Genomic DNA, 25,602 nt, shown 5'->3' with positions numbered 1-25,602 from the left:
GTAACAGGCTACGACCCTTAGTTAAAAGTGTAGCCTAGAAGATTGATTTAATTAGGAGTTTTGCAAGAAAGGTTATTCACCCTCACCAAAGTAGTCGTTGATGAGTTCGACAATGGCATTCATAGCGGCTTCTTCATCATCGCCATTGATTTTCAAATGGACTTCAGAGCCTTGACTTGCAGCGAGCATCATCACGGACATGATGCTTTTACCGTCGACTTCTTTGCCGTTAAAGCTGATTTTTACTTTGCTGGCGAATGCCGAAGCGGTGGATACCAGCTTGGCAGCAGCCCGTGCGTGTAAACCCAATTTATTTATTATTGTGATGGAGTTTTCAAGCATATCAATACAAGCGAATAGGGATAGAGTGGATACCATATCGGCCAAACCGTTCTGTGTCTAGGTAATATAGGCGCTGGTTCGACAAGGGTTTAGGTGTTTATATTGAGAATCTTAAACATTAAGTTCACGATGACGCACTTGCACGTTAGAAAACTCGTTTTGATACGCGGCAAACAATCGTTCTGCCATGTAGACACTGCGGTGTTGACCACCTGTGCAACCAATGCTGACGGTCATGTATGTACGGTTGTTTGCTTCAAACTGAGGTAGCCATTTTTTCAGGAAGCCTTGAATGTCGTTAAACATTTCGATCACATGCTCATCATCTTGTAAAAACGCCTGAATCGAAGGATCTTGGCCCGTGAATTGGCGCAAAGCTGGGTCCCAATAAGGGTTAGGTAAGCAGCGCACATCAAACACAAGATCGCTGTCCTTAGGGATACCGTGCTTGAAACCGAAGGATTCAAACAGCAGTGACATGTCTGCACCTTGTTTTTGCACCACGCGTTCTTTTGATCATGCTACGTAATTGGTGCATCGATAAGTGAGTGGTATCCACGGTTAAATCTGCCATATCTGCAATGTGTTGCAGTACGGCTTTTTCTCTGTCGATGGCTTCAAGAAGCGGTACATCTGGCCCGGTAAGTGGGTGCTTACGTCGTGTGGCGCTAAAGCGGGTCAGCAATGTGTCGCTGTGGGCGTCGAGGTAAATAATCTCAAGTTGACATTGTTTGCGGTCAAGTTGATGAATGATTTCAGAGAAGTTAGCTAAATCCGCTTGAATATTACGCGCATCAATACTCACGGCAACAGAGCTCATTTGCCCTTGGCCGGATTGAATTTGGTCAAGCAGGTTTTGTAATAAGCCAACAGGCAGGTTATCAATGCAATAGAAACCCAGGTCTTCAAGTAGGTCTAAGGCGGTACTTTTACCCGAACCGCTGCGTCCACTGATAACCACAAGTTTCATGTCATAACCTTTCGTTTTGTTTATTAAGCCGTTGCCAGTTGATACAGCTCGTCATGGCCCTTAGCGGAGCGTAATTTATTACGATATTCTTCTTGGCTGAATCTTTCCGCCAACATACTAAGGGTTTGTAAATGTTGCTCAGTGGCTTCAGCTGGCACTAATAACACAAATACGATATCGACAGGTTTACGGTCAATTGAGTCGTAATCAATGGGTTCATCAAGAATGAAGAGAGCACCAATGGTGTCTTCACATTCCTCTAAGCGAGAATGAGGGATCGCTATGCCTTCGCCAATACCGGTACTGCCGAGTTTTTCTCTTGCAATGAGGCGTTCATAGATGTCATCAGCTTGAGCATCTTTGATATTGGAAGCAAGGAATTGACTAACATGTTGTATTAGCTTCTTTTTGCTACTGCATTGCGCACCCATTTGGGTGCGCTCAGGGGTTAAGATATTTGAGATACGAGAGGTCATATGACGTTAGTGATTACTTCCGTGACGGTGATTAACCATTTTTTCTTTGTGTTTAATTAGTTGTCTGTCTAGCTTGTCGGTCATGCCGTCAATTGCTGCATACATATCATCATTGTCAGCATTGGCATGTAGTTCAGCGCCAGATACATGCATGGTGGCTTCTGCTTTTTGGGTTACTTTTTCCACAGTGAGCGTCACTTGTACATTGGTAATATTATCAAAGTGTCGTTCCAGTTTTTCTATCTTGGAGTGGACATAGTCCTTAAGGGCTTGAGTCACTTCAACATGGTGGCCGCTGATATTAATTTGCATAGATGGCTCCTACTGTCTGCACTCCGAAATGGAGTACGTGAATGTGCTGATAACCTTTAGTATAGGCTACCGGCGAAAAACCAGTGTAGCTGTTTACCAAAACAGGTAGGCAAACAATTAAACCAAGCGTTTACGCTCGTTTGACGGTGGAATGTGCATCGCCTCACGGTACTTGGCTACGGTTCTACGTGCAACCTTAATGCCTTCTTCTTCTAAGATATTCGCAATTTTACTGTCACTTAACGGCTTCTTCGCACTTTCTACGGCGATGAGTTTTTTAATCATAGCTCGTATAGCCGTGGAAGAGCACTCACCACCACTGGTGGTACTAACATGGCTTGAGAAGAAATATTTTAACTCAAAAATACCCGCTGGTGTGTGCATGTATTTTTGTGTGGTCACACGTGAAATTGTGGACTCGTGCATACCGACGGCTTCAGCAATATCATGTAACACAAGGGGCTTCATTGCTTCATCCCCTTGTTCTAAAAAGTCTTGTTGGTATTCCACAATTTTCATGGCGACTTTTAACAACGTATCGTTACGACTTTGTAAGCTTTTCAAGAACCAGCGTGCTTCTTGTAAATGGTCTTTTATGAAGTTGTTGTCAGCACTGCTATCTGCGCGCTTCACCATAGACGCATAGTGGTCATTGATGCGCAGTTTTGGCGCAATCTCAGGGTTTAGCTCAACACGCCACTCCCCTTTGATTTTACGCACCATAACATCAGGAATAACATATTCACTGGTTTGTGGGTCAATTTGGGAGCCCGGACGCGGGTTTAATTCTTGAATGCCGCGAATGACTGTTTTCAGCTCTTCTTCTTTGACTTTTAGTTTACGCATCAGTGCTGCGTAATCTTTTGCACCGAGTAAATCAATGTATTGGTCAATCAATGTTTGAGCTAACGGTAACCATGGTGTTTCTTGTGGTAATTGGCGCAATTGTAACGATAAGCATTCTTGTAGATTTCGCGCGCAAACACCGCTTGGCTCGAACTGTTGAAGTAGGTTGAGCACCGCTTCTACTTCGTCTAATTCGATGTCTAATTCAGGGTCAAGTGATTCGACAATTTCATCCAGCTGTACTTTTAGATAGCCGTCATCATCTACGCCCTCAATGATATTGATCGCAATGAGATGATCGTTATCTGACATTGGAGTTAGGTTAAGTTGCCATAACAAATGGTCTTGCAGGTCGTCAGTGCTGCCGTTACGGCTGTCCATATCGTAATCTTCACCGGACGAACCTGATGAATGATTCTCAGTCATGGAAGTAGGGGCAGCAGAGGCTTGCCAAGTATCGTCCCAATCGCTATCTGTTGAAAGCTCATCAGGAATATTTTCGCTCCAATCATCGGCAGCGGTTGGTTCATCTGATGTGTGTTCGTCGCTTGGGGTGACTACTTCGACTTTCTCTTCACTTTGTGAATTGATGTCTTGATTGTTATCGCCTTCAAACTCTTCGTCAACATCCAGCAATGGGTTTGAATCCAATGCATTTTGAATTTCTAGTTGCAGGTCCAGTGTTGAAAGCTGTAATAAACGAATGGCCTGTTGCAGCTGAGGAGTCATGGTCAGCTGTTGACCCATTTTTAATTGGAGCGAGGCTTTCATATATTACTGCTTAATCCCATAGCGCGTTTGACCCATTGTAATGAATATACAAGATTACAACTTAAAGTCATCACCTAAATAAATATCTTTCACTTGTTGGTTCGATAACACATCGTCAGCGGAGCCTTCAGCGATGATATGACCATTACCTACGATATAAGCTTTCTCGCAGATATCAAGTGTTTCACGTACGTTATGGTCGGTAATCAGTACACCTAGACCGCGTTTTTTTAATTGTTTTACAATACTTTTTATATCGCCGACCGATATGGGATCAACGCCCGCAAATGGTTCGTCTAATAAAATAAATGACGGTTCAGCCGCAAGGGCTCTGGCAATTTCTACTCGACGTCGTTCACCACCGGATAACGCCATGCCCAAGCTGTCACGAATATGTTGAATATGAAATTCATCTAATAAACTTTCAAGTTTTTCTTTGCGTTCAGTATGGCTTAATTCTTTGCGGGTTTCTAAGATGGCCATGATGTTATTGGCGACGGTGAGCTTACGAAAAATGGAGGCTTCTTGTGGCAAGTAGCCAATTCCTTTTTGCGCGCGGCCATGCATGGGTAAATCGGTAATATCAGTGTCATCAATTAATACACGGCCCTTGTCTGACGCAACCAAGTTTACAATCATGTAAAAACAGGTTGTTTTACCTGCACCGTTGGGTCCAAGTAAGCCTACAATTTGACCGCTTTCAATGGATATGGAAACATCTTTAACTACTTGGCGTGGGCCGTAGCTTTTCGCTAAATTTTGCGCTTGCAATATTGCCATTGCGTTAAGGTTCCTTATCCTTTTTAGGCTGAATTACCATGTGGATACGATTTTCTTGTTCTTGGCTTTCAGCTTTTACTCTTTGTTCTTTTATTAGGTATACAATTTTTTCACCAGAAAAAATATTACCCTGTTTTTCAAGGCCCGCATTATTCAATAATGTTAATTGATCAATTTTTGTGTTGTAAATAATGGTTTCACCATAGGCAAGGGTTTTACCTTCATTGGCGTTTAACGTTTGCTCATAGCGTGCGGGTGTTCCTTTGGCAACGATTTTTTGTAAGCCTTCCGTCGTGCGAAATAAAACGATTTTTTCAGCTTCAATGTTCAGTGAACCTTGTTGCATTTTTACATTGCCGACGTAAATAATTTCACCTTTTATTTTATCTAAAGAGGCGGAGTCACTGGCAATGTGAATTTCTTGTTCGCTATCCCCTGGTAATGCGAAGCAGTTAAGGCTGCTGAGCAAAAGGGCGAGGGTGATGAGAATGTTACTGTGCCTTTGGATCATGGCGTCCTCTCACTTGTGATTTAAACTTTACAAATTGCGTATCTAATAAAATAGTCATACCAGTAGCGAGTAGTTCACTGTATTGACTTTCAATGGCAACTGGATCATCAGTGTCGGCTATTTGACTGATTAAGTCTATATTTAGGCTGTTTGTTGATAGGGTGAAATCACCCCCTTTCGGGCTTAGTGGCACAATTGTCACATTGCCTTTTAGCAATATATTTTTTTGCTGCTGTAGGTGGCCGGTGTCACTGCGCACACCCCATCTAGGCTCGCCTGCTTCATAAAGAATAATAGAAGGCTCCTTTAGTTCGGTGATGTCGTTTTTAGGGAAATGGGTTGCTTTAAGCGCATTGATTTTGCGTGAAAGTTCACCGTTATTTTCGAAACTGTGCGCCGCTAAGTTTTCGACGATGTAATCAGGCTCTTGATCGATGAGGTCTTGGGCAACAATCTCGACGGTGGCTTGGTGGTCGTCCAGTGCAAGGTAGGCCACCACGGCCAAAGCGGTGAGAATCGTGAGGATATAACGCTTGCGCATTAAATCACTCCAGCTCGTAGCAAGTCATGCATATTGATAACCCCCACTACTTGGCCGTTATCTAGGGACACGAGTGCATTGATTTTCTTTTCTTCCATGACCGCAAGCGCCTCAGCCGCTAATTTTTCGGGGTTAATCGTGGCGCAATCTTTAGTCATAGCAAGCTCTACGGGTGTGGTATGAAAGTCCACATCTTTATCTAACGCTCGACGTAAATCACCATCGGTAAAGATACCAGCCAGTGTGCCTTCAGGGGTGAGCACGGTGGTCATGCCAAGGCCTTTCTGTGTCATTTCCATTAGTGCGTCTTTAATGGGAGTCCCTAGCGCCACTTTTGGGATCTGGCTGCCGCAATGCATAATGGTTTTTACTTTAAGCAGTAGGCGACGTCCTAGGCTGCCACCAGGGTGGCTAAACGCAAACTCTTCTGCGGTGAAGCCGCGAGCTTCAAGTAATGATATGGCCAGTGCATCTCCCATGACTAGGGCAACAGTGGTGCTGGAGGTTGGTGCTAGGTCTAGGGGGCAAGCTTCTTTATCGACACCTACGTTAAGGTGGCTGTCGGCGGCTTTGGCAAGCGTTGAGTTGTCATTGCCTGTCATGGCGATTAATGGCACATGTAAGCGTTTAATCAGCGGAATAAGGGTAGTAACTTCAGATGATTCGCCAGAATTAGATAAAGCAATCACCACATCGTCTGCGGTGATCATGCCCATGTCACCATGGGCGGCTTCACCTGGGTGCACAAAAAAGCTGGGTGTGCCGGTGCTGGCTAATGTAGCGGCGATTTTATTGCCGATATGCCCTGATTTACCCATGCCTGAGACCACAACACGGCCCTTGCAATGAATCATTAATTCACAGGCTTTGTTAAAAGCGGTGTTATCGAGTTTGTTCAGCATGCCGTTTACGGCATTTCGCTCAGCCTTGATGGTACGCTGAGCGGATTCAATGTAACTGATAGATCGCATCTTTATTCTTTACCTTACAACTGTCTTAGGATCAGGCTTGAGTGAATAGTAAACCTAAATAACTAACATAGGCTAATAACAACAGGGTACCGGCACTGCGACCAACTCGCCCTTTACGGCGAAAGCCATAAATAAAGGCAATCAGCAGCGTTGTTAGAATCAGCATCGTGCCGTAATCACGGTATAAAACTTCGTCTCCAATAACGGTATTGGCCACTAAACCAGGAATCGGCATAACCGCGAGTAAATTAAAGATATTTGAGCCGATAACATTACCAATCGCAATATCATGGTGACCTTTTAAGGCACTGGTTACGCTTGCCGCAAGTTCTGGCAGGCTGGTACCAATGGCGACGATGGTTAAGCCAATAATCAGTTCACTGATACCAAAATAACGTGCAACATCTACGGCACCCCAAACCAATAGTTTGGCACTGATCATTAGGGCCACTAAACCGATGACTAACCACATAATACTTTTGGCGGTGGATGTTCCCTCGATAGCTTCGACTTCATCTTCGCCTAAACCGCCGATTTCTTGTTCGCTGCTTTCATGAAATAGCCAAAACAAAGTGATGACCAAGCATATGAGCATGATGACGCCATCCCAAAAGCTTAATTCAAGGTCTTGTAACACTAGGCCAGCAATAACGGTAACAAGTAATAAAATAGGAATTTCTTTTTTTAGCATTCTGCCTTGAATAGGCAGCGGTGCGATGAGTGCTGTTATACCGAGAACCAAACCAATATTGGTAATGTTAGAACCCAGTGCATTACCAATGGCAAGAATACCTGAGCCTTCTAGCGAGGCCGTGGCGCTGACAAAAATCTCCGGTGCGCTGGTACCAAGAGAGACGATGGTCATACCGATTAATAAAGGCGACATGCCAAAATTACGAGCGGTGGCGGCGGCCCCCAGCACAAAGCGGTCGGCACTCCATACTAAAACCACCAATCCAACAATGATTGCTAAGCTAGCTGTTAACATCTTTTCCACTCTTAAAATTCAATAGTTGGCGCATTTTACAGGCTTTTGCAGGCCTAACAAGCACGCCATAAGTTGTGGCTTAAGCAGTTGCAGCTATGCTCTAAAATGAGGATTAACGATTTAACAATAGACAAAGGATGGTTGGCTGCATGTCGTTAAAAGCGCAAACCTTTGTAGAATGCCGACATATGAGTTTTAGGCATGAAGATAACGCGATCTTCAAGGGTATCAATTTGTCTATTAAGCGTGGACAAATAACCGTTATTTTAGGTCCGAGTGGGACGGGTAAGACCACACTCCTTAAGTTATTTTGTGGTCAACTCCTGTCTGATACGGGTGAGGTGCTAGTCGATGGCCAAGACTTAAGTGAATTAAGCCGAGCGGACTTACTGCATTTGCGTAAGCGCATGAGTTTGTTGTTTCAAAGTGGCGCACTGTTTACAGATCTCACTGTATTTGAGAATGTCGCGTTTGCTCTACGAGAACATACCCAGCTCCCTGAACATATGATTCGAGACTTGGTGTTATTGCGCTTGGATTCCGTGGGCTTACGCGGGACGGCGCAATTGATGCCTTCACAGTTATCCGGTGGCATGGCTAGGCGCGTGGCATTGGCCCGCAGTCTTGCACTTGACCCTGAATTCATCATGTATGACGAGCCATTTACTGGCCAAGACCCTATCTCTATGGGCGTGCTCATTAACTTGATTCGCCAAGTGCATTCTGACCTCAACCTTACCTCTGTATTAGTTAGTCATGATGTGAAAGAGGCTCTGAGTATTGCTGATCAAGTGTTTGTTTTAGCGCAAGGTAAAATCATAGGCGCGGGCACGCCAGAACAAATTCGTCAAAGCGATAACCCCCTAGTTAAGCAATTTTTATATGGCGAGGTTCATGGCCCTGTACCGTTTCATTATCCGGCCCCCGAATTGACTGAGCAGGTGTTAAGCCATGATTAATTTGGTAGTGACCACAGGGCAGCGCTGCATGTTCGTGTGCCAGATGATTGGGCGCAGTGGTGTGTTCTTATCTCAAATTTTGGGCTGGGGCAGCGGATTTAAAGCGCCTGTGAGCAGAGTGATTAAGCAGGTTTATCAAATAGGCGTGCTGTCTTTGCCGATTATTCTGGTGTCAGGCGTGTTCGTGGGTATGGTGCTCGCGCTGCAAGGTTATTCAATTTTAAGCAGTTATGGCTCGCAAGAAGCGGTTGGCCAAATGGTCGCGCTATCTCTGTTACGTGAATTTGGCCCAGTGGTCAGTGCGTTGCTATTTGTTGGCCGAGCTGGGTCGGCGTTGACCGCTGAAATTGGTTTGATGAAAACCACTGAGCAGTTATCGGCCATGGAAATCATGGGGGTTGACCCCTTAAAAAGGGTTTTTTCACCACGATTATGGGCGGGGGTTATAAGCCTTCCGTTATTGGCGGCGTTGTTTAGCTTGTTGGGAATTTATGGCGGCGCATTTGTGGCGGTGAACATACTGGGGGTTTATGAAGGCTCTTATTGGGCCAACATGCAAGGCTCGGTACTGTTTTATGACGATGTGATCAAAGGGCTCATTAAGGCCCTCGTATTTGCATTTGTGACCACTTGGATTGCCCTGTTTCATGGTTGGAATGCGAAACCAACATCGGACGGGATTAGTCGAGCAACAACGGCGACTGTGGTGCAAGGGGCGTTAGCGGTTTTAGGTTTGGACTTTATATTAACGGCCGTCATGTTAGGCGGATTTTAGGAGCATATTATGCACAAGAGATCCTTAGAGTTAGGTGTGGGCGCGTTTGTGATCATGTCGATAATTGCTTTATTGTTATTGGCATTAAACGTCAGCGGATTGCGTTACCAAAGTGATGCCGATATTTATCATCTTTATGCGCGCTTCGAAAATTTATCTGGTTTAAGTGAGCGCGCAAAAGTGTCGTTATCGGGCGTGACCATTGGTCGCGTAGTTGAGATTAAATTAGATACACAGGATTATGTAGCGGTTGTAAAAATGGCCATAAAAAAAGGGATTCCGTTATCCCTAGATACGTCGGCGTCTGTTTTAACATCGGGTTTGCTGGGGGAAAAATACATTGGTTTAAGTGTGGGCGCAGATGAAGAAACGCTATTGAGTGGTGATGTCATAGAAGACACGCAATCGGCAATTGTTCTTGAAGAATTAATTGGTCAATTCTTGTTTAGTCGAAGCAGTGATTAATGATGAACGTTAATTATCCTCCCTCATCATTATTGCTTCGCCACAGTGTATCGCTGTTTGTAATGGTCATAAGTTTACTGTGCTCATCCATTAGCTTTGCTGATTCAAACCCTCAACAAGCGCATCGTTTGATAGCTGAGCGAATTGATAAATTACTGGCGGAAATTCAATCAAGTAAGCAGACAAAAACATTATCAGATGAACAAAAAATAGCCTTGGTTGACCACAAATTAGGTGAAATCGTCGATTTTAAGCGCATAGCCCGTCGGGTGATGGCAAAGCATTTTAAAAGAGCGACAAAAGAGCAAAGGCAGCGGTTCTTAATCGTATTTAAATCCAGCTTACTCAATACTTACGCTAAGGGACTGTGGGAGTTTAACAACTATAAAGTGAACGTCTTACCGCTTAAAGAAGGCAAGCAAACTCAGCGTAATACTCAAGTGGGTATCGAAGTGATTACATCAGGTGGGCAGGTTTTCCCAGTGACACAAAGTTTGTTTTATGATCACAAAGAGAATAAATGGATGGTGCAAAATGTCATTATTAATGGCATTAACATGGGCTTGTTGTTTCGGGATCAGTTCTCCCGTTTAGTGGCGCAAAGTAATGGTAATATTGATTTAGCCATTAGCGGGTGGACATCAGAAGTGTCGAACGACAAAGCAAATCAAGACACCACCGATGATGAGCAGGAGGACGAATAATGCCGGTTCAGCAAATCGAAAAACACAAAGCAGGCGCTTACGGTGTGATTGGTGATTTAACCTTTGAAAGCGTGATTCATGTGGAGCAAGAAGGGTTCAGTGCCATAAACGATAGTGCATCTGATTTGGTATTCGATTTAAGCGGCGTGCAAAAATGCAGCAGTGCCGCACTGGCATTGTTGTTAAGTTGGGTGCGTGCATGCCAAGAAAGTGGTGTGAAAGTGTCATTTAAAGCCCCACCGGCACAGTTGCGGCTGATGATTGAAAGTGCCCATTTACAAGCCATAATCCCGCTTACGGCATAGATAGAATGTGAGCTGGCGGGTATTTTACACTTCGCTATTAGTACGCCTTTCCGCTATAATTCCCGCCTTTATTTTTTATGTCGTCAATTCCAAGTCCCATCGGAGAGACCTATGAGCCCAGAAGACCTACAAACATTGCTAGAAGAAAAGCTTCCGCATTGCCAGGTATCGGTGGATGGTGATGGTTACAAATATGAAATCACCGTAGTAACAGATGAATTCGAAGGCTTGAATCCTGTTAAGCGCCAGCAATATGTTTATGCGGCCCTAAACGAAAAAATCACGGACGGCAGCGTACACGCAGTAACCATTAAAACTTATACGCAAGCCCAATGGGCTCAACAACAATCTTAATAAAGTAGCCGTATTATGCCAGCATTGGACAAACTGATTATTCAAGGTGGGCCACCCGTTTCGGGTGAGATCCGCATTTCGGGCGCTAAAAATTCAGCGCTACCAATTATTGCCGCCACGTTACTTGCAGATACCCCGATTACCATTGGCAACTTGCCGCATTTGCATGACGTGACCACCATGATCAACTTACTTGGCACTATGGGTGTTGATGTGATCATGGGTGAAGATTACGCCATCGAAGTGAACGCTAATAACATCAAAACCTTAGTGGCACCGTACGAATTGGTCAAAACCATGCGTGCCTCTATTCTGGTACTCGGCCCGTTAGTGGCCCGTTTTGGTGAGGCACAAGTATCCTTGCCAGGCGGTTGTGCCATTGGTTCACGCCCTGTTGATATTCACTTATCGGGTCTTGAAGCCATGGGCGCTACCATTGTGGTAGAAGAAGGGTATGTGAAAGCCACAACCGATGGCCGCTTAAAAGGCGCCAACATCTTCATGGACACTGTCACCGTAACCGGTACAGAGAACTTGTTAATGGCTGCTGTATTAGCCGACGGCGTGACCTTGCTTGAAAACGCGGCTCGTGAGCCAGAAGTGGTCGACTTAGCCGAATGCCTAATTACCATGGGCGCAAAAATCACCGGTCACGGCACCGATGTGATTCGTGTTGAAGGGGTTGAAAGTCTGCATGGTGGTCACTACAACGTGATGCCTGACCGTATCGAAACGGGCACGTACTTAGTGGCGGCTGCGGCGACAGGCGGTCGAATTAAATTAAAAGATACCCGTGCTGATATTCTTGAAGCAGTTTTACATAAGCTTGAAGAAGCCGGTGCAAAAATCGAAGTGGGCGAAGACTGGATCAGCCTCGATATGGTTGGTCGCGAATTAAAAGCGGTGAGTGTTAAAACGGCACCGTACCCTGCGTTCCCAACGGATATGCAAGCGCAATTTTTAGTGATGAACATCGTTGCGAATGGCAGTGCAACCGTCACCGAAACCATTTTTGAAAATCGCTTTATGCACGTGCAAGAACTTGCCCGCATGGGTGCTCAAGTCGCTTTAGAAGGTAATACGTGTATCACCAAAGGCGGCGATAAATTAAAAGGTGCTCCGGTTATGGCCACCGACCTACGCGCATCCGCCAGTTTGGTGATTGCTGCGTTAATGGCCGAAGGTGAAACTGTGGTTGATCGTATTTATCACATTGACCGTGGTTACGAGTGCATCGAAGAGAAATTGCAATTATTGGGCGCTAACATTCGCCGCGTGCCAAACTAGGCCGAAGCATCAAGGATTTAACATGAGCCAGCAGCCATTGACCATTGCGTTATCCAAGGGTCGAATTTTAGATGACACACTGCCGCTTTTTGCTGAAGCGGGCATTGTGCCAGCAGAAGACATTAAAAAAAGTCGTAAACTGATTTTTGATACCAATCATGAGCACATTAAACTTGTGGTCATTCGAGCCACTGACGTGCCGACGTATGTTCAATACGGTGCCGCGGATATCGGCGTTGCCGGTAAAGACGTATTAATGGAAGCCGACAGTACCGGTTTGTATGAACCACTCGACTTAAATATCGCTACATGCCGTTTAATGACAGCAGCACTTAAAGATGCCGTTATTCCAGAGGGGCGCATTAAAGTGGCCTCAAAATTTGTGGGTGTGACGAAGCGTTATTTTGCTGAGCAAGGTAAACAAGCGGACATCATCAAATTATATGGCGGTATGGAATTAGCGCCGATCATGGGGCTGGCGGATTTAATTGTCGATATCGTCGATACCGGTAATACCTTAAAAGCCAATGGTCTTGAAGAGCGTGATTTAATTGCGCCGATTAGCTCTCGTTTGGTTGTGGGCAAAGCGGCCATGAAAATGAAGCATCGTCAGATCCAACCGATTATTGATAAATTAGCTCAAGCGGTAGAGCGTAGACGTTAAACAAATGACGTTAAGTCATCAGCTCTAAGTTGTAGATAGTTAAAGTGCAGTAAGCCAAAAGTGTAAGAGGCAAGTATGTCGTTTCAAATGCGAACGTTAGATAGCCAGCAAGCAGACTTCACCCAAGCCATGGATGATTTGTTATCGTGGGAATCGGTATCCGATCAACAAGTGCAGCAAACGGTTTTAGATATTCTGCATCAAATTAAAAACCGTGGTGATGAAGCGGTTATTGAATTCAGCAATCGCTTTGACCATCTACAGGTTAATAGCATGGCGCAACTTGAAATTGGCCAAGCTGAGCTACAAGCTGCCCTTGAAAATTTACCCGCGGAACAACGTACCGCATTATTAGAAGCTGCCAAGCGCGTGCGTCGTTACCACGACAAACAGCGCAGCGAATCTTGGCAGTATCAAGAAGCCGATGGCACCGTGTTAGGTCAGCAAGTCACAGCCATGGATCGTGTCGGCATTTATGTGCCTGGCGGAAAAGCGGCGTACCCATCAAGTGTGTTGATGAATGCGATTCCTGCACATGTAGCGGGCGTGAAAGAAATAATCATGGTTGTACCAACACCCGGTGGTGAAGTTAACCAGCTTGTTTTAGCCGCGGCCGCGGCCGCGGGCGTGACCCGTTGCTTTACCGTTGGTGGCGCGCAAGCGATTGCCGCATTAGCATACGGCACCGAAACCATCCCTAAAGTCGATAAAATTGTAGGCCCTGGTAATATTTATGTGGCCACTGCAAAACGCTTTGTGTTTGGCGAAGTGGGCATTGATATGATTGCTGGCCCATCCGAAATTTTAGTGGTGTGTGACGGCAAAACCGACCCAGATTGGATCGCCATGGATTTGTTTAGCCAAGCCGAACACGACGAAGACGCACAATCCATTTTAATTTCTTGGGATGGCGACTACTTAAAACAAGTTGAAGCCAGTATTCAAAAATTACTACCGACCATGGAGCGTGAAGCCATTATTCGCGCATCGTTGAGCGGTCGCGGTGCGTTAGTCAAAGTACAAAACGAACAAGAAGCCATTGATCTTGCTAATCGTATTGCGCCTGAGCACTTGGAATTATCGGTTGAAGAACCTGAAGCGATGGCGAAACAGATTCGCCACGCAGGTGCGATTTTTATGGGTCGCTACACCGCGGAAGCATTGGGCGATTACTGTGCCGGACCAAATCACGTACTGCCTACTTCAGGCACGGCGCGTTTTTCTAGCCCGCTTGGCGTGTACGATTTCCAGAAACGCAGCTCATTAATTATGTGCAGTGCCGATGGCGCCAGTGAAATGGGTAAAGTGGCTTCAGTCTTGGCGAGAGGTGAGTTCGTTAACCGCACACGCCCGTTCGGCCGAATACCGCATCAAGGATTAAAGTGAGTTTGGTATTTATCTGATTTTGCAAGGATATATTTAAGCACTCGCTTTAATTTGGTGAGACAAAGTATTTTTAACATTCAATTTTTATGTAGATAGGATTAATAATGAATAAGTTTTTAGTGCCGCTTTTAATAGTGTTATTTTCAAACTTGGCCAATGCGGCAGACTCTGCGCCCACAGATTTAACTGGAAAGGACTTACAAATTATTTCAACCGGTACCCCGCGTGTATACATATACAATGCTCTTATTCAAGGTTGTACAGATAGCACAACGCCAGTACTCATTTTAGGCGGAGTAGATGAAAATCCCTTAGGAAAAGAAATATACTCGGCTTTGTTAATGGCGAAAGCATCAGGGAAAAAAATCATATTACAGTCTAGCAAATGCTGGTCTGAGCGATCTATGCCGGAAATAACGTCAATGTATATTAAAGACTAAAAAGTACAAATGCTTTTTCGATAGCATTAAAAAGTTGTTTTACCAGTAAACCCTAACGTTTCTAACCTTAGGGTTTTTGTTTAAGAGAAACTCACATGTCTCGTGTTAAAAAACTCATACGCCAAGAAATTTTAGATTTAAGTGCTTATCCCGTACCAAGTGCTGCGGGCATGCTTAAGCTTGATGCCATGGAGAACCCGTACATTTGGCCAGCGGTTGCCCGTGAAGCGTGGGCTGATTTATTAAAAGACGTGCCGATTAATCGCTACCCAGATGCGAGTGGGCAAATGGTGAAAGACGCCCTGCGTGAAGAAATGGGTGTGAATGAGCAGTACGATATTTTATTGGGCAATGGCAGTGATGAGATTATTCAAATGCTGGCCATGGCGGTGGCAAAACCGGGTGCGACTATTTTAGCGCCAGAGCCGGGTTTTGTGATGTACAAAATGATCGCTATTTTTTGCGGCCTTAATTATGTAGGTGTGCCTTTAACCGCTGACTTTGAACTGGACGAGCCCGCCATGTTAGCGGCCATAGCTGAACATGACCCTGAACTGATTTTTCTTGCTCAGCCCAATAACCCAACCGGTAACCTTTGGGATCAAGGCGCTATTAAACATATTATAGAGGCGTCTCAAGGTTTGGTTGTGTTAGATGAAGCCTATACCGCCTTTACCGATGCGGATCACTTAAATCTATTAGAAAAATACGATCATGTATTAGTGATGCGTACCCTATCAAAAGTAGGCTTAGCGGGTTTGCGTTTAGGTTTGTTGATTGGCTCTAAAGAATGGTTAGGTGAGTTAGAAAAAATTCGCATGCCTTATAATATTAACTCGTTAACTCAAGCCAGTGCTTTATTTGCGTTAGAGCATTTTGATATGCTGGTGATGCAAACCGAACAATTACGCGTAGACCGAGTGGTACTTATGAACGATCTGGCGGCTATTAGTGGTCTGGAGATTTTTCCAAGTGAGGCGAATTTTGTATTAGTGCGTACACCAGATGGCATGGCGCGCAATTGGTTTGAAGATTTAAAAGAAAAAGGCATTTTAATTAAGTGTTTAGATGGCGGCCACCCACTACTGAAAAACTGCTTGCGTATTACGGTGGGCACCACAGATCAAAATCAACGTTTAGTGAACGCATTGAATGAGATCGCACTATCAGGTTCAGTGCAGTAATCATTAGGAGAAGTATTTATGAAAACGTGGACCGTTTATTTATCCGGTGAAATTCATACTGATTGGCGCCAGCAAATCGAACAGGGTGCGCAAGCATTCAATCTACCTGTTGTATTTACCTCTGCTGTGACCAATCACGAAGCCAGTGACGCAGCAGGCGATGTATTAGGCGCAGAAGAGAACAGCTTTTGGCGCGATCATAAATCATCAAAAGTGAATTCAATTCGTACTAAAAACATGATCGAGCATTGCGACATGGCCGTGGTACGCTTTGGTGATAAATACAAACAATGGAATGCCGCATTTGATGCGGGTATGTGCGCTGCGTTAGGCAAACCTTATGTTACATTGCATGATGAAAGCATAATTCACCCGTTAAAAGAAGTGGATGGTGCAGCCATGGCGTGGGCACAAACCCCCGAGCAAATTGTTGAAATTCTAAAGTATGTGATTGCCGAAAAATAAAACATCACAACATTAAAAATAAATCATAAAAGCCAGTTTAGAGAGTACTAAATTGGCTTTTTTGTTTTTATAGTTTGTTTTAATTAAGCGTACACTGATGCAATGCATCAAGCTTGGCGCTTACTTAATGTGTTTGCATATTGGCGTGGCGTTAAACCAAACTGTTGAGTAAAGCGGCTAGAGAAACGGCTTTGCGATTGATAGCCACAAGCCAGTGAAACATCTAGCTGGCTTTTAGATTCTTGTAACAGGCTCAGCGCATAACCCATACGAATCTCGGTTAATATTTGTCGAAAGCTTGAGCCTTCACTGGCCAGCTTGCGAATAAGAGTCGCACGACTCATGGAAAAGTGCGCAGCCACAATATCTAATTTATGATCCTCGCCTGGGCTATTGCTTAGGTAGCGCGCTATTTTTTCACTTAAATGAGACACCGCGTTTGGAAATAATAATGTGAGCTGATTCGTTTCTCGCAGTGCTTGGTAAAACCCAAGTAACAATTGTTTTTGGGTCTCGATAGATAAATTTTTGTCGGCCATTTCAGTTAACATATTAAAGCAATAAATCAGTGCTTCAGTTGTTTTTATTCTCGGCTCAGCCGATCGCGGTAACGGTGTTTCATCTTGCAGCCATTGCTCTGGCGGTGGCTCAAGTAACGTGAGTACTTGAGAATAAAAAATATCATGGCGTGTCATATTGGTGAACGTCAAATACTGGTTAGCAGGCACAACTAACCAGTCTTTTTGGTCAAACTCTAATGCGTTGTCTCGCCATAAAAGTTGCTTATAGCCTTTTTTAACCCAGATAATAGTCGGCGCATACACAAGCACATTGTGCAGAGGTTGCTTCAGTACACTGTGAAACTGACCGGTTTGTACAATAGCTTGTTGCATAGCGCCTCGTGGATTGGTTTATTCGTTAACAAATGTACTGGTTAAGCGCGCGTTACCCAGTGATGTTGCGTTGAGCATGAAGCCAACAACGGCGTTGGATGCATTATCGGGTATGTCGAGCTTTTCTGTTGGTAAGGCCCACACCGTGAACTGGTAGCGGTGCATGCCATGGCCTTTTGGTGGGCAGGGGCCGCCATAGCCTTTGATGCCGTAATCATTCCTTTTTTCTTTGGCCTGCTTCAGTTTACTCGAAGCACCGTGAGCCATTGTGGTGAGCGACGCGGGGATATCTAAAACCACCCAGTGCCAAAAACCACTCTCTGTAGGGGCGTCAGGGTCATAAGCGGTTATGGCAAAACTCTTCGTACCTTTCGGCGCATCGCTCCAGTTTAATTGGGGCGATTCATTGTTGCCGCTACAGCCAAAACCATTGAAGCTCAGTGCGTGTTTCATGCGTGAGCCCTCTTGGATGTCTGTGCTTGTTAGGCTGAAGGCGAGGCTTGTTAGGGGCGTCATAGCCAATAGTGCTAATAAAAGTGTGGTTTTCATTGAGATCTCCTTTTAAATGAGGATTCAACTATAAGGCGGTTTGATGGACTGGAATTTACACAAAGGATCAATATTTACATTTATTGAGTTATTTTGATACTTATTGATGTTTTTATAGGGGCGCCGTAAATCAAGTTATTGTCTTCTACACATGCTTAGTGGCGAGAAATAACCGTATCATTTATCACAGCTCAATTACTCGACTGCATTTACTGCCTAGTTTCTTTTGATAAAAACGGCATGCTGTTCAGCGTGTTTATTAACGCGTACTGCTCAGAAAGATTTAACACTCAGTAATGCTCACAGCAAGGCCACCCAATGATGTCTCTTTGTATTTATGAGACATTTCCAAGCCGGTCTGCTTCATGGCCTGTATGCAACTATCGAGCGGCATAAAATGCTTGCCGTTACCGCGAAGGGCTAAGCTAGCGGCGGTATAGGCTTTAATCGCACCAAAACCGTTGCGCTCAATGCAAGGAACTTGTACTAAGCCTGCAACGGGGTCGCAGGTCATACCTAAGTGATGTTCAAGTGCAATTTCTGCGGCATTTTCAATTTGTTCTGTGGTGCCGCCACGAACCGCACATAAACCGGCTGCCGCCATGGCCGATGCGCTGCCCACTTCACCTTGGCAGCCAACCTCAGCACCGGATATAGAACTTTTGTGTTTGATTAATCCTCCGATAGCGCCTGCCGTTAACAGGAATTCTTGGGCTTGTTCTTCGTGGCCATTTTCATGTTTCATAAAATAATACAGCACAGCAGGCACAACGCCTGCTGCACCATTAGTTGGTGCGGTGACCACCATGTGCCCGGCGGCATTTTCTTCATTAACGGCCATAGCGTAGGCGCACAGCCAATCATTAACCGTGCAAGTAGGATCGGCATTATCTAATTGTTGATACAGTTGCTTTGCGCGGCGCTGAATGTGTAATTCACCGGGCAGTATCTCGTCAGCATTCAAACCTAATTTAATGCAGTTTTGCATGGCGGACCATAAAGTAGCCAGTTGTTCATCTACTGCTTTTTTGGAGTTAAAGCATAGCTCATTTGCATACTTCATTTGCGCAATCGATCGTTTATGTTCGTGGCTCATTTGCAGCATACTTTTGGCACTGTCAAAGGCAAATGGGCAAGTGTGTTCATTATGAATTTTGATGGGGGCTTCAATTGCTTGAATATCTGAAAGCGTGGTTATAAATCCGCCGCCAATCGAAAAGTAGGTTTCACTTAAAACGGTTTGGCCGTCCCTAACAAAATCAAAAATTAAACCGTTGGTGTGTTCAGGTAATGGTGGGCCAAAATCGAATTCTATATTGTTCTGCGGATCAAAATTAATTTCACCTTCATCCAGATCAATATGGGTTTGTGTTTCAAGTGCTTGAAGTTTGGCTGTGACATTGATGTTTGCCAACGCTTTAGGGCGAAAGCCGTGCAGGCCCAATATGATAGCTTTATCGGTTGCGTGGCCTTTACCGGTAAAGGCTAGGCTACCTTTAAGAGTGCACCGAACAAAATTGGCCTCTTTAACAGTGTGCTGATGTGCATGCTGTTTTGTTAATAAAGCCGATATTTTAAAACGAAAATCGACCGCGGCTTCCATTGGCCCCATAGTGTGAGAACTCGAAGGGCCAATCCCCACTTTAAACAAATCAAGCGTGCTTATAAACATAGTGCTCACCGTGAATTTTTATCTTTTGAGGTTAGTGCTAATTGAACTTTGGTTCCAGCTAAATTAACGGCAGTAAATTTTTCATTGGCACCTGAAGGATTACAATCGTTTTGATGAGGGTATTAGCTTATGTATTATGGTGCTGTTGAGCACAGTAACGCCTTTATAAATAGCAATAAATACTTAGGATGAGCTCATGCAAGCAGGTGATGCCCATATCGCCAGGCCTGAAGCCAAAAAGGACATTTTCTAGGCTCCCATGGAATGCCTGATTTCACACCCTAAAACAACGCCAATAAGCCTATGACTAACCGAAATAGACTTGAGTTGATTAAAATCCATACAGCTGCCTCGACAAAACCCGCCTTGATCTATATAGTGCGCCCAATTATTACCTTATTTGGCATTGCTGCTTTTTGAGCGCCCGCCCCAGGATACCTTTTTGATTACAACCGCAAACATCACCATGCAATTTGGCGCCGAGCCTTTGTTTGAAAACATCTCTGCACAGTTTGGTCACGGCAATCGTTATGGCTTAATTGGGGCGAATGGTTGTGGTAAATCCACCTTCATGAAGATCCTAAGTGGTGAGTTGACGCCAACCTCGGGTAATCTGTCGATTACCCCTGGGAACAAGGTGGGTACGCTGAGTCAGGATCAATACGCCTTTGAAGAGTTCTCAGTGGTGGATGCGGTTATCATGGGGGATGTGGCCCTGTGGAAAATCAAACAAGCCCGTGATGCGATTTATGCTAAGCCAGACATGACCGAAGAAGACGGCATGCGTGTGGGCGATCTTGAAGCTGAATACGCCGAAATGGATGGTTACAGCGCCGAAAGCCGTGCCGGTGAAATCTTGCTAGAAGCAGGCATCGAAGAAGAATTTCATTATGGCCTAATGAAGCAACTGGCCCCAGGCTGGAAGCTACGTGTGCTATTGGCGCAGGCATTATTTGCCAACCCAGAAATCCTGTTGCTCGATGAGCCAACCAACAACTTGGACATCGATACCATTAACTGGCTGGCTGATGTGTTGAACAAACGCAAAAGCACCATGATTATAATTTCCCACGATCGTCACTTCTTAAACTCAGTGTGCACGCACATGGCCGATATCGATTATGGCGAGCTGCGTATTTACCCAGGTAACTATGAGTACTTTGTAGAAGCGTCTACTTTGATCCGTGATCAGTTGTTGGGCGAAAACGCGAAGAAAAGCGCCGAAATTGACGAGCTGCAAGCGTTTGTAAATCGCTTCTCGGCTAATGCTTCAAAGTCAAAGCAAGCTCAGTCTCGTGCGAAGAAAATGGATAAGATCACGTTAGATGAAGTGAAGCAAAGCTCTCGTCAAACCCCGTCTATCAGCTTGCGCCAAGACAAAAAACTACACCGTCAAGTACTTGAGCTAGAGCAGTTGTCTCATGGCTTTGACGGCGAAACCTTATTTAAAGGCGGCGATATTATCCTTGAAGCAGGCGCTAAGCTTGCCGTCATTGGTGAAAACGGCGCGGGTAAAACCACGTTCTTACGCTGCTTGATGGATCAAATCTCACCTAATCACGGTGTGGTGAAATGGTCTGAAAACGCGACGCTGGGTTACTGCCCGCAGGACAGCACCACAGATTTTGATTGCGACCTCACCTTGTTCGAATGGATGAGCCAGTGGCGCACACCAAAACATGATGATTTAAAAGTACGCGCTATGTTGGGCCGTTTATTATTCACCGCCGACGACTTCAACAAGAAAGCTCGGGTGTGCTCAGGTGGTGAGAAGAACCGCTTATTGTTCGGCAAGTTGATGATGATGGACTTAAACGTTCTTATCATGGATGAGCCTACTAACCACTTGGATATGGAATCCATTCAAGCGTTAAACGACGCCCTTAAAGAGTTTGATGGCACACTAATTTTTGTCAGCCATGACCGCGAGTTTGTATCATCATTGGCCACGCGTGTGATTGAAATCAAAGACAATCAATTGATTGATTTCAAAGGCACATACGATGAAATGCTGGCAAACAAAGCGGCGAATCAAAAAGTCGCTTAAGTGCTAGGCCAGTGATGATTCACTGGCGTTCACGTTTTCCTTCGCGAGCATGGCAATCTGACATGCTCGTAACTTAGGCCGTTGGCAGATATAATGCTCGGCAATTTCTGATCATCTAAAAAGCCGAATATGAGCAACCAAGTTACACAAGTGGGCAAGCGCCGCACATTCGCTATTATTTCTCACCCCGATGCGGGTAAGACCACCATTACTGAAAAAGTATTGTTGTTCGGCAACGCCATTCAAAAAGCCGGTACGGTAAAGGGTCGTGGTTCGAATCAGCACGCTAAATCCGATTGGATGCAAATGGAGAAAGACCGCGGTATCTCTATTACTACCTCGGTTATGCAGTTCCCATATCACGATTGCTTGGTTAATCTATTAGACACCCCAGGGCACGAAGACTTCTCGGAAGATACCTACCGCACCCTAACGGCGGTTGATTCTTGCTTAATGGTTATTGATGCCGCCAAAGGTGTAGAAGAACGTACCGTTAAATTGATGGAAGTTACCCGTCTACGTGATACCCCAATCATCACCTTTATGAACAAATTAGACCGTGATACCCGCGATCCGATTGATGTTATGGATGAAGTTGAAGATGTACTCGATATCATGTGTGCGCCGATTACTTGGCCTATTGGCATGGGTAAAGAATTCAAAGGTGTGTACAACTTATATGATGACGAGGTCATTTTGTACTCAACGGGTCAGGGCCACACCATTCAAGAGCGTCGTGTGATCAAAGGTTTAGATAACCCTGAATTTGATACCGCCTTAGGTGCCTATGCCGATGACTTCCGTGAAGAAGTGGAGTTGGTTCGTGGTGCATCAAACCCATTTGATCTTGAAATGTTTTTAGCAGGCGAGCTGACACCGGTTTATTTTGGTACGGCATTGGGTAACTTTGGTGTGGACCACATGTTAGATGGTTTAATTAAGTGGGCGCCAACACCAAAAGTGCGTAAAACAGAAGACCGCGATGTAGCCCCAACAGAAGAAAAATTCACCGGCTTTGTTTTTAAAATTCAAGCCAACATGGACCCGCAACACCGTGACCGCGTGGCGTTTATGCGTATTGTGTCGGGTAAGTATGAAAAGGGCATGAAAGCCAAGCACGTGCGCATCGGTAAAGATGTTCGCATAGGTGACGCCTTAACCTTTATGGCAGGCGACCGTGAAGCGGCCGAAGAAGCCTATGCAGGTGATATCATTGGTCTGCATAACCATGGCTCGATTCAAATTGGTGATACGTTTACGCAAGGCGAAGACATCAAGTTTACAGGTATACCTCACTTCGCCCCTGAGCTGTTCAAGCGTATTCGTCTAAAAGATCCGCTGAAGCAGAAGCAGCTGCTTAAAGGCATTATTCAGCTTTCAGAAGAAGGTGCCGTTCAGGTGTTCCGTCCACTCAAAAACAATGACCTCATTGTGGGCGCTGTGGGTATTCTACAGTTTGATGTGGTTGCACAGCGCTTAAAAGATGAATACAAAGTTGAGGCCATTTATGAACCGATCAGTGTGGCAACGGCACGCTGGGTAGGCTCGACAAATAAACTCAAGTTTGCTGAGTTTGAGAAAAAAGCCTATGAAAACCTCGCCCTAGATGGCGGCAATAACCTAACGTATATCGCGCCTACTATGGTGAACTTGTCGTTAGCGCAAGACCGACATCCTGATGTTGAGTTCTTTGCAACTCGCGAGCACTAGCCTTTAGCGCTCCTTTTAAAAAGCCCAGTTCTTTCTGAATTGGGCTTTTTAGTTTCTACTTTAGCACTTCCTATGGAATGGACCCTAGTACCTGGTTTCAGGTAAGTCATCATAAATGGCCTTAGCATTCCTTGCCATGTTCGGCTCTCCCCCTAGACGGCTCATTTGCATTAATAGCAAAATAAACAATACTCAAAATAAGCGTGTGCTTATTAAGTAATAGTGGCCTTCATGTACCAAAAGCTAAAATTGTCAACGCAATTAAATGTGGCGTTTGGCGCAACGATATCGTTGCTTATCTGTTTATCTGTATTCTCTTACATGGGTTTAAAAAACGGTTATGACAATTTTGTGGATTATCGAGGGCTAGCCCGAGATACCAATTTGTCAGGTCGAGTGCAGGCAAACATGTTGTTGGTTCGCCTAAACGCGCTCAAGTACCTTGATTTTCACGACCCTGAGATTCTGAACGAATACGAAGAGCGTTTATCTCAATTAGAAATATTTTTATCCCGAGCAAAAGAAGAAATTGAAAATCCAACTCGGACGAAACATATAGAAGAGTCCATACTACTTGTAGGGGAATATAAACAAGCGTTTAAGCAAATAGTAGAGTTGATTGCTCACCGGTATGAAATTGTTAAAAACGATTTAGACCCATCTGGTCTGAGAATGAATGAGATTCTAACTCAAATACTTGACCGTCACCGTCAAGATGATCCAAACAATGTTTACCATATTGCAAAAACAGAAGAGGCCTTGTTACTGGGGCGTTTATATGTGGTGAAGTTTTTAGTGAGTAATAATGAAGCGGATTACGATAAAGCTGTTAAAGAGTTAACGCTTGATTATAAAAAAGAGCTCACAGTTATTGGTGAACTCCTCCCAAGCGAAATTCAAAATCTCAGTGAAATAAATACATCTTTGGGGCGGTACATGAATGCGCTTGATGATGTTCATTTAACCATCGTTAAACGCAATCAGTTGATTGATAATACCTTAAATCGAACAGGGCCTGTTATTGCCTCTTTGATTGAGGACGTAAAACTTTCAGTAAAAACGGAGCAGGAAGCATTAGGGCCAGTGGCACAATCCGATGCCGAAAATGCAATGAACATGATATTGGCCGTGTCGGTACTGAGTATTTTAATGGGTGTGGTTTTATCTAGGTATGTGGCAAAAGTGATCAGAAAGCCAATTGGTGGCGAGCCTCAAGACATTGCGAGAGTGACTCGAATGGTAGCAAAAGGCGATTTAACTCATAGTTTTGGTGATGTGAATTTGGCGACGGGCATTTTTCGCTCTGTTGCCGAGATGACGCATAATTTAAAAAGTGTCATTGAGGGTATTGTGGCTTCCGGTAACCATATCATGAAAGGCTCCCAAAAGGTTTCAAGCCTCTCCAAGCAAGCGAATGTAGCGATAGCCTCACAAAAAGAATTGACGACTCAGGTGGCCGCGGCCATTAATCAAATGTCATACAGTATTCAAGGTGTGGTTAAACATGCTTCTGACTCTGCTGGTGCGGCACAAAAAGCAAAAGAGCAAGCCGAGGCTGGTAAAATATCGGTTGATCAAACCATTTCATCGATTCGCAGTCTTTCCAATAAAGTAGAGGAGTCTGTTGAGGTTATTAAAACGTTGGAGCAAAGCTCTTTAGAAATTGGATCAGTGGTTGAAGTCATCACCGCTATTTCTGAGCAGACGAATTTACTTGCACTTAATGCTGCAATTGAGGCGGCCCGAGCAGGAGAACAAGGTCGCGGTTTTGCAGTGGTAGCCGACGAAGTAAGAAATTTGGCGCAAAGAACCAGAGAGTCCACCAGTGAAATTCAAGAAATGATTCACAACCTGCAAGAGAGCACATCATCGGCAGTGAAGGTCATGGATACATCGAAAGATGAAGCCCATGATACAGTTGAAAAATCAATATTAACCGGCCAAGCCTTAGACGGTGTATTGGAGATCATCACTCACATTAACGACACCAATAAACAAGTGACGTCATCAGTTGAAGAGCAATCCAATGTGGTTGAGGATATTAATAGCAATATATCTGCGATTAATAGTGCGGCTGAGCAAACAGAAGTAGGCTCTCAGCAAAATACCGAAGCAAGCCAAGAAATGATGCAGCTCTGCCAAGAACTGCACAAGCTAGTGAGTGGCTTTAAGGTCTAAGGCTTGATTAAGCCGATGCTAAATTAAACTATTCACGCTTACTATGTTGCTGATTTT

The 25,602-nt window shown here is 44.7% G+C and carries 26 protein-coding genes and 2 pseudogenes; 15 read left to right on the top strand and 13 right to left on the bottom strand.

From position 1 onward, the window contains the following. Window positions 1–72: 72 nt before the first annotated feature. The 10 genes and pseudogenes from ACU6U9_RS14650 to ACU6U9_RS14605 form a co-directional block, all read right to left on the bottom strand. Window positions 73–342, bottom strand: coding sequence for an HPr family phosphocarrier protein (locus ACU6U9_RS14650; RefSeq protein ID WP_446735884.1), 270 nt, complete (start codon window positions 340–342; stop codon window positions 73–75). A 111-nt stretch (window positions 343–453) separates the two neighbouring features. Beyond that, window positions 454–1,312, bottom strand: a pseudogene (gene rapZ / locus ACU6U9_RS14645) (RNase adapter RapZ). Between the two features lie 23 nt (window positions 1,313–1,335). Then, window positions 1,336–1,788: a PTS IIA-like nitrogen regulatory protein PtsN gene (gene ptsN, locus ACU6U9_RS14640; RefSeq protein WP_446735758.1), complete on the bottom strand. Its 453-nt coding sequence runs from the start codon at window positions 1,786–1,788 to the stop codon at window positions 1,336–1,338. A 6-nt stretch (window positions 1,789–1,794) separates the two neighbouring features. Continuing rightward, window positions 1,795–2,100 (bottom strand): ribosome hibernation promoting factor, encoded by a 306-nt coding sequence (hpf, locus tag ACU6U9_RS14635; RefSeq protein WP_446735757.1) that lies wholly within the window; start codon window positions 2,098–2,100, stop codon window positions 1,795–1,797. A 117-nt stretch (window positions 2,101–2,217) separates the two neighbouring features. Next, on the bottom strand, window positions 2,218–3,717 hold the full coding sequence (locus tag ACU6U9_RS14630) for an RNA polymerase factor sigma-54 (RefSeq protein WP_446735756.1): 1,500 nt from the start codon (window positions 3,715–3,717) through the stop codon (window positions 2,218–2,220). 54 nt (window positions 3,718–3,771) lie between these two features. Continuing rightward, a complete protein-coding gene (gene lptB, locus ACU6U9_RS14625; protein ID WP_446735755.1) occupies window positions 3,772–4,497 on the bottom strand; it encodes an LPS export ABC transporter ATP-binding protein in 726 nt (241 codons plus the stop codon). Window positions 4,498–4,501: 4 nt separating this feature from the next. Beyond that, window positions 4,502–5,008 carry a lipopolysaccharide transport periplasmic protein LptA gene (gene lptA, locus ACU6U9_RS14620; RefSeq protein WP_446735754.1) on the bottom strand — a complete coding sequence of 169 codons (507 nt, stop codon included), beginning with the start codon at window positions 5,006–5,008 and terminating at the stop codon, window positions 4,502–4,504. Next, window positions 4,989–5,549 carry an LPS export ABC transporter periplasmic protein LptC gene (gene lptC / locus ACU6U9_RS14615; protein ID WP_446735753.1) on the bottom strand — a complete coding sequence of 187 codons (561 nt, stop codon included), beginning with the start codon at window positions 5,547–5,549 and terminating at the stop codon, window positions 4,989–4,991. Before lptC ends, lptA begins: the two co-directional genes overlap by 20 nt. After that, window positions 5,549–6,520 carry a KpsF/GutQ family sugar-phosphate isomerase gene (locus ACU6U9_RS14610; protein ID WP_446735752.1) on the bottom strand — a complete coding sequence of 324 codons (972 nt, stop codon included), beginning with the start codon at window positions 6,518–6,520 and terminating at the stop codon, window positions 5,549–5,551. Before ACU6U9_RS14610 ends, lptC begins: the two co-directional genes overlap by 1 nt. Before the next feature lie 31 nt (window positions 6,521–6,551). Next, window positions 6,552–7,508: a calcium/sodium antiporter gene (locus ACU6U9_RS14605; protein ID WP_446735751.1), complete on the bottom strand. Its 957-nt coding sequence runs from the start codon at window positions 7,506–7,508 to the stop codon at window positions 6,552–6,554. A gap of 149 nt (window positions 7,509–7,657) precedes the next feature. Between ACU6U9_RS14605 and ACU6U9_RS14600 the strand changes: the two genes are divergently transcribed. From ACU6U9_RS14600 to ACU6U9_RS14545, 12 genes and pseudogenes are all read left to right on the top strand, one after another. Continuing rightward, the gene (locus ACU6U9_RS14600; protein ID WP_446735750.1) at window positions 7,658–8,467 is read left to right on the top strand and encodes an ABC transporter ATP-binding protein; all 810 of its coding nucleotides are present in this window, start codon (window positions 7,658–7,660) and stop codon (window positions 8,465–8,467) included. Further along, entirely contained in the window at window positions 8,460–9,242 is a 783-nt protein-coding gene (mlaE, locus tag ACU6U9_RS14595) for a lipid asymmetry maintenance ABC transporter permease subunit MlaE (protein ID WP_446735749.1), read from the top strand. The genes ACU6U9_RS14600 and mlaE overlap by 8 nt, the downstream gene beginning before the upstream one ends. Before the next feature lie 9 nt (window positions 9,243–9,251). Continuing rightward, window positions 9,252–9,707, top strand: coding sequence for an outer membrane lipid asymmetry maintenance protein MlaD (gene mlaD / locus ACU6U9_RS14590; protein WP_446735748.1), 456 nt, complete (start codon window positions 9,252–9,254; stop codon window positions 9,705–9,707). Continuing rightward, window positions 9,707–10,411, top strand: coding sequence for an MlaC/ttg2D family ABC transporter substrate-binding protein (locus tag ACU6U9_RS14585; protein ID WP_446735747.1), 705 nt, complete (start codon window positions 9,707–9,709; stop codon window positions 10,409–10,411). The genes mlaD and ACU6U9_RS14585 overlap by 1 nt, the downstream gene beginning before the upstream one ends. Next, complete coding sequence (locus ACU6U9_RS14580) at window positions 10,411–10,716, top strand: STAS domain-containing protein (protein ID WP_446735746.1); 306 nt, start codon at window positions 10,411–10,413, stop codon at window positions 10,714–10,716. Before ACU6U9_RS14585 ends, ACU6U9_RS14580 begins: the two co-directional genes overlap by 1 nt. Window positions 10,717–10,827: 111 nt before the next feature. Then, on the top strand, window positions 10,828–11,070 hold the full coding sequence (locus ACU6U9_RS14575; RefSeq protein ID WP_283787668.1) for a BolA family protein: 243 nt from the start codon (window positions 10,828–10,830) through the stop codon (window positions 11,068–11,070). Window positions 11,071–11,094: 24 nt separating this feature from the next. Then, window positions 11,095–12,357 (top strand): UDP-N-acetylglucosamine 1-carboxyvinyltransferase, encoded by a 1,263-nt coding sequence (murA, locus tag ACU6U9_RS14570; RefSeq protein ID WP_446735883.1) that lies wholly within the window; start codon window positions 11,095–11,097, stop codon window positions 12,355–12,357. 22 nt (window positions 12,358–12,379) lie between these two features. Further along, window positions 12,380–13,021, top strand: coding sequence for an ATP phosphoribosyltransferase (hisG, locus tag ACU6U9_RS14565; protein ID WP_446735745.1), 642 nt, complete (start codon window positions 12,380–12,382; stop codon window positions 13,019–13,021). A gap of 75 nt (window positions 13,022–13,096) precedes the next feature. After that, a pseudogene (hisD, locus tag ACU6U9_RS14560) lies at window positions 13,097–14,402 on the top strand (histidinol dehydrogenase). Window positions 14,403–14,511: 109 nt separating this feature from the next. Then, window positions 14,512–14,847 carry a hypothetical protein gene (locus ACU6U9_RS14555; protein WP_446735744.1) on the top strand — a complete coding sequence of 112 codons (336 nt, stop codon included), beginning with the start codon at window positions 14,512–14,514 and terminating at the stop codon, window positions 14,845–14,847. A 95-nt stretch (window positions 14,848–14,942) separates the two neighbouring features. Continuing rightward, the gene (gene hisC, locus ACU6U9_RS14550) at window positions 14,943–16,031 is read left to right on the top strand and encodes a histidinol-phosphate transaminase (protein ID WP_446735743.1); all 1,089 of its coding nucleotides are present in this window, start codon (window positions 14,943–14,945) and stop codon (window positions 16,029–16,031) included. Window positions 16,032–16,049: 18 nt separating this feature from the next. Continuing rightward, window positions 16,050–16,496, top strand: coding sequence for a YtoQ family protein (locus tag ACU6U9_RS14545; protein ID WP_446735742.1), 447 nt, complete (start codon window positions 16,050–16,052; stop codon window positions 16,494–16,496). Between the two features lie 107 nt (window positions 16,497–16,603). Here the strand turns inward: ACU6U9_RS14545 and ACU6U9_RS14540 are convergent, their stop codons facing one another. From ACU6U9_RS14540 to ACU6U9_RS14530, 3 genes are all read right to left on the bottom strand, one after another. After that, window positions 16,604–17,389, bottom strand: a complete 786-nt coding sequence (locus ACU6U9_RS14540; RefSeq protein ID WP_446735741.1) for a helix-turn-helix transcriptional regulator — start codon at window positions 17,387–17,389, stop codon at window positions 16,604–16,606. Window positions 17,390–17,407: 18 nt separating this feature from the next. Continuing rightward, window positions 17,408–17,938: a YbhB/YbcL family Raf kinase inhibitor-like protein gene (locus tag ACU6U9_RS14535; RefSeq protein WP_446735740.1), complete on the bottom strand. Its 531-nt coding sequence runs from the start codon at window positions 17,936–17,938 to the stop codon at window positions 17,408–17,410. A gap of 283 nt (window positions 17,939–18,221) precedes the next feature. Next, the gene (locus tag ACU6U9_RS14530; protein WP_446735739.1) at window positions 18,222–19,610 is read right to left on the bottom strand and encodes an L-serine ammonia-lyase; all 1,389 of its coding nucleotides are present in this window, start codon (window positions 19,608–19,610) and stop codon (window positions 18,222–18,224) included. Window positions 19,611–20,052: 442 nt separating this feature from the next. On the opposite strand from ACU6U9_RS14530, the gene ACU6U9_RS14525 reads away from it, so the two are divergent. The 3 genes from ACU6U9_RS14525 (at window position 20,053) to ACU6U9_RS14515 (ending at window position 25,545) form a co-directional block, all read left to right on the top strand. Then, window positions 20,053–21,657 (top strand): ABC-F family ATPase, encoded by a 1,605-nt coding sequence (locus ACU6U9_RS14525; protein WP_446735738.1) that lies wholly within the window; start codon window positions 20,053–20,055, stop codon window positions 21,655–21,657. 129 nt (window positions 21,658–21,786) lie between these two features. Next, the gene (gene prfC, locus ACU6U9_RS14520; RefSeq protein ID WP_446735737.1) at window positions 21,787–23,367 is read left to right on the top strand and encodes a peptide chain release factor 3; all 1,581 of its coding nucleotides are present in this window, start codon (window positions 21,787–21,789) and stop codon (window positions 23,365–23,367) included. A 231-nt stretch (window positions 23,368–23,598) separates the two neighbouring features. Further along, window positions 23,599–25,545, top strand: coding sequence for a methyl-accepting chemotaxis protein (locus ACU6U9_RS14515; RefSeq protein ID WP_446735736.1), 1,947 nt, complete (start codon window positions 23,599–23,601; stop codon window positions 25,543–25,545). Window positions 25,546–25,602: the final 57 nt, after the last annotated feature.

The sequence above is a fragment of the Pseudomonas sp. HK3 genome, assembly GCF_052920985.1.
The sequence above is the reverse complement of the archived record's forward strand: the minus strand, read 5'-3'. Positions and strand labels throughout refer to the sequence as shown.

Excerpts from the sequence above, each read along its gene's own strand:
- ACU6U9_RS14530 (WP_446735739.1), bottom strand. The coding sequence starts at position 19,610 with ATGTTTATAAGCACGCTTGATTTGTTTAAAGTGGGGATTGGCCCTTCG.
- ACU6U9_RS14600 (WP_446735750.1), top strand. The coding sequence starts at position 7,658 with ATGTCGTTAAAAGCGCAAACCTTTGTAGAATGCCGACATATGAGTTTT.
- prfC (WP_446735737.1), top strand. The coding sequence starts at position 21,787 with ATGAGCAACCAAGTTACACAAGTGGGCAAGCGCCGCACATTCGCTATT.
- mlaD (WP_446735748.1), top strand. The coding sequence starts at position 9,252 with ATGCACAAGAGATCCTTAGAGTTAGGTGTGGGCGCGTTTGTGATCATG.
- hisG (WP_446735745.1), top strand. The coding sequence starts at position 12,380 with ATGAGCCAGCAGCCATTGACCATTGCGTTATCCAAGGGTCGAATTTTA.
- ACU6U9_RS14515 (WP_446735736.1), top strand. The coding sequence starts at position 23,599 with ATGTACCAAAAGCTAAAATTGTCAACGCAATTAAATGTGGCGTTTGGC.
- lptA (WP_446735754.1), bottom strand. The coding sequence starts at position 5,008 with ATGATCCAAAGGCACAGTAACATTCTCATCACCCTCGCCCTTTTGCTC.
- mlaE (WP_446735749.1), top strand. The coding sequence starts at position 8,460 with ATGATTAATTTGGTAGTGACCACAGGGCAGCGCTGCATGTTCGTGTGC.
- ACU6U9_RS14580 (WP_446735746.1), top strand. The coding sequence starts at position 10,411 with ATGCCGGTTCAGCAAATCGAAAAACACAAAGCAGGCGCTTACGGTGTG.
- ACU6U9_RS14610 (WP_446735752.1), bottom strand. The coding sequence starts at position 6,520 with ATGCGATCTATCAGTTACATTGAATCCGCTCAGCGTACCATCAAGGCT.
- ACU6U9_RS14555 (WP_446735744.1), top strand. The coding sequence starts at position 14,512 with ATGAATAAGTTTTTAGTGCCGCTTTTAATAGTGTTATTTTCAAACTTG.
- lptC (WP_446735753.1), bottom strand. The coding sequence starts at position 5,549 with ATGCGCAAGCGTTATATCCTCACGATTCTCACCGCTTTGGCCGTGGTG.
- ACU6U9_RS14630 (WP_446735756.1), bottom strand. The coding sequence starts at position 3,717 with ATGAAAGCCTCGCTCCAATTAAAAATGGGTCAACAGCTGACCATGACT.
- ACU6U9_RS14535 (WP_446735740.1), bottom strand. The coding sequence starts at position 17,938 with ATGAAAACCACACTTTTATTAGCACTATTGGCTATGACGCCCCTAACA.
- ACU6U9_RS14540 (WP_446735741.1), bottom strand. The coding sequence starts at position 17,389 with ATGCAACAAGCTATTGTACAAACCGGTCAGTTTCACAGTGTACTGAAG.
- ACU6U9_RS14545 (WP_446735742.1), top strand. The coding sequence starts at position 16,050 with ATGAAAACGTGGACCGTTTATTTATCCGGTGAAATTCATACTGATTGG.
- lptB (WP_446735755.1), bottom strand. The coding sequence starts at position 4,497 with ATGGCAATATTGCAAGCGCAAAATTTAGCGAAAAGCTACGGCCCACGC.
- ACU6U9_RS14585 (WP_446735747.1), top strand. The coding sequence starts at position 9,707 with ATGATGAACGTTAATTATCCTCCCTCATCATTATTGCTTCGCCACAGT.
- ptsN (WP_446735758.1), bottom strand. The coding sequence starts at position 1,788 with ATGACCTCTCGTATCTCAAATATCTTAACCCCTGAGCGCACCCAAATG.
- hpf (WP_446735757.1), bottom strand. The coding sequence starts at position 2,100 with ATGCAAATTAATATCAGCGGCCACCATGTTGAAGTGACTCAAGCCCTT.
- ACU6U9_RS14650 (WP_446735884.1), bottom strand. The coding sequence starts at position 342 with ATGCTTGAAAACTCCATCACAATAATAAATAAATTGGGTTTACACGCA.
- ACU6U9_RS14605 (WP_446735751.1), bottom strand. The coding sequence starts at position 7,508 with ATGTTAACAGCTAGCTTAGCAATCATTGTTGGATTGGTGGTTTTAGTA.
- hisC (WP_446735743.1), top strand. The coding sequence starts at position 14,943 with ATGTCTCGTGTTAAAAAACTCATACGCCAAGAAATTTTAGATTTAAGT.
- ACU6U9_RS14575 (WP_283787668.1), top strand. The coding sequence starts at position 10,828 with ATGAGCCCAGAAGACCTACAAACATTGCTAGAAGAAAAGCTTCCGCAT.